This is a genomic window from Neisseria sp. HMSC70E02 (genome assembly GCF_001838645.1).
GTDB classification, from domain to species: domain Bacteria; phylum Pseudomonadota; class Gammaproteobacteria; order Burkholderiales; family Neisseriaceae; genus Neisseria; species Neisseria macacae.
This window is the reverse complement of record NZ_KV838066.1, coordinates 31,782-34,250: the sequence shown is the minus strand read 5'-3', so window position 1 is coordinate 34,250 and position 2,469 is coordinate 31,782. Positions and strand designations below refer to the sequence as shown.

Genomic DNA, 2,469 nt, shown 5'->3' with positions numbered 1-2,469 from the left:
CTCTCCCTAACCCTCTCCCACGGGGAGAGGGGATCAGGTTTCTGAAAATCAGAGGGTGCAGGATTGGGAATCGAATGGCAGGTAAACCTAAAAATGTTCAGGCTCGACAGCCCAATTCCCTCTCCCCGTGGGAGAGGGAATTGGGAGAGGGTAAGCAAGCCGCAGGCTTGCCTCTTTAGCGAAAGATACGAATCTGTTATCCGAACGCGATTCGGTTTTTGAAAAAGCCGTGGTGCCAAGGGGGCAGGGGATTCATTATGAGGTGCTTTATGTTTTCGACTGTGATTACTGCTGCTGTTTTATATATTGCTACAGCAGTAGATTTGTTGGTAATACTATTAATATTTTTTGCTAGAGCAAATACTAGAAAAGAATATCGAGATATTTATATCGGACAATATTTAGGTTCTGTAATTTTAATATTAGTTAGTTTATTTCTAGCTTTTGTTTTGAATTATGTTCCGGAAAAATGGGTGTTGGGTTTATTAGGTTTAATACCGATTTACTTAGGTATTAAAGTTGCTATTTACGACGATTGTGAGGGCGAAAAAAGAGCTAAAAAAGAATTGGATGAAAAAGGGTTGTCAAAATTAGTCGGTATTGTTGCTTTGGTTACAGTTGCTAGTTGTGGTGCAGATAATATTGGACTTTTTGTTCCTTACTTTGTGACTTTAGATCTTGTCGACTTATTAGTTACTCTTCTTGTATTTTTAATATTGATTTTTGTTTTAGTATATACAGCACAAAGATTGGCTAATATTTCAGGTGTTGGTGAAATTGTAGAGAAGTTTAGTCGTTGGATAATGGCTGTTATTTATATTGGTTTAGGGTTATTTATTATTATTGAAAATAATACAATTCGAACAATAATATCAATAATATGAATGATACGGGCATTTGAGTATCTGACGAACCTTGCGGTTCGTTGCCCTCTCCCTAACCCTCTCCCACGAGGAGAGGAGAACAGGTTGCTGAAGATCAGAGAGCGCAGGATTAGGAATCAGATGACAGGTAAACTTGAAAATGCTCGGACTCGACAGCCCGATTCCCTCTCCCACGGGCGAGGGGATCAGGTTGCTGAAAATCAGAGGGTGCAGAATTGGGAATCAGATGGAAGGTAAACCTGAAAATGTTCGGGTTTGACAGCTTAATCCCCTCTCCCCGTGGGAGAGGGCTAGGGAGAGGGTAAGCAAGCCGCAGGCTTGCCTCTTTGGCAAAAGATACGACCCTGTCCACCCAATAAATCCATATCCGAAAGCATCTTCATGCAGAATCAAGCCAAACCATGAATAAATTCTTCACCCACCCCATGCGGCCGTTTTTCGTCGGCGCGGCGGTGCTTGCCATACTCGGCGCGTTGGTGTTTTTCATCAGCCCCGGCGCCATCGTCCTGCACCGCCAAATCTTCTTAGAACTCATGCTGCCTGCGGCATACGGCGGTTTCCTAACTGCCGCCATGCTCGAATGGACGGGCTATAAAGGTCGTCTGAAACCCGTTGCCACTGTCTTGGCAGCGCTGTTGCTCGCCGCATCCGTCCTGCTGCCGTTTTCGCCGCAAACCGCTTCGTTTTTCGTCGCTGCTTATTGGCTGGTGCTACTGCTTTTCTGTACTTGGCTGATTTGGCTCGACCGTAACACCGACAATTTCGCCCTGCTGATGCTGCTTGCCGCGTTCACCGTTTTTCAGACGACCTATGCCGTCAGCGGCGATTTGAACCTGTTGCGCGCGCAAGTGCATCTGAACATGGCGGCGGTCATGTTCGTATCCGTCCGCGTCAGCGTCCTTCTAGGCGCGGAAGCCCTCAAAGAATGCCGTCTGAAAGACCCCGTATTCATCCCCAACGTCGTCTATAAAAACATCGCCATCACCTTCCTGCTCCTACACACCGCCGCCGAACTTTGGCTGCCCGCGCAAACCGCCGGTTTTACCGCATTCGCCGTCGGTTTCATCCTGCTCGCCAAGCTGCGCGAACTGCACCATCACGAACTCCTGCGCAAACACTACGTCCGCACTTATTACCTGCTCCAGCTTTTTGCCGCCGCAGGTTATTTGTGGACAGGCGCGGCGAAACTGCAAAACCTGCCCGCCTCCGCGCCCCTGCACCTGATTACCCTCGGCGGCATGATGGGCGGCGTGATGATGGTGTGGCTGACCGCCGGACTGTGGCACAGTGGCTTTACCAAACTCGACTACCCCAAACTCTGCCGCATCGCCGTCCCTATCCTCTTCGCCGCAGCCGTCTCGCGCGCTGTTTTAATGAACGTGAACCCGATATTCTTCATCACTGTCCCCGCGATTCTGACCGCCGCCGTGTTCGTGCTTTATCTGTTGACGTTCGTACCAATCTTTCGGGCGAATGCGTTTACGGACGATCCGGAATGAGTGTTTCTGCTTCATTCCCCATTCAATCGCAAGCCCTGTATCGCCTTAAGTCAAAAGGTCGTCTGAAAACCGGTTTCAGACGACCT

Annotated in this window: 2 protein-coding genes; both read left to right on the top strand. The window is 48.6% G+C overall.

Annotation, left to right across the window (positions count from 1 at the left end; all coding sequences use genetic code 11):
* Window positions 1-269: 269 nt before the first annotated feature.
* Entirely contained in the window at window positions 270-884 is a 615-nt protein-coding gene (locus tag HMPREF3277_RS01575; protein WP_003703682.1) for a CadD family cadmium resistance transporter, read from the top strand.
* Window positions 885-1,285: 401 nt separating this feature from the next.
* A complete protein-coding gene (locus HMPREF3277_RS01570) occupies window positions 1,286-2,383 on the top strand; it encodes an NnrS family protein (protein WP_070869834.1) in 1,098 nt (365 codons plus the stop codon).
* Window positions 2,384-2,469: the final 86 nt, after the last annotated feature.

What these genes read in the sequence shown, in the direction of transcription:
- HMPREF3277_RS01570 (WP_070869834.1), top strand. Translation starts at nt 1,286, where the DNA reads ATGAATAAATTCTTCACCCACCCCATGCGGCCGTTTTTCGTCGGCGCG.
- HMPREF3277_RS01575 (WP_003703682.1), top strand. Translation starts at nt 270, where the DNA reads ATGTTTTCGACTGTGATTACTGCTGCTGTTTTATATATTGCTACAGCA.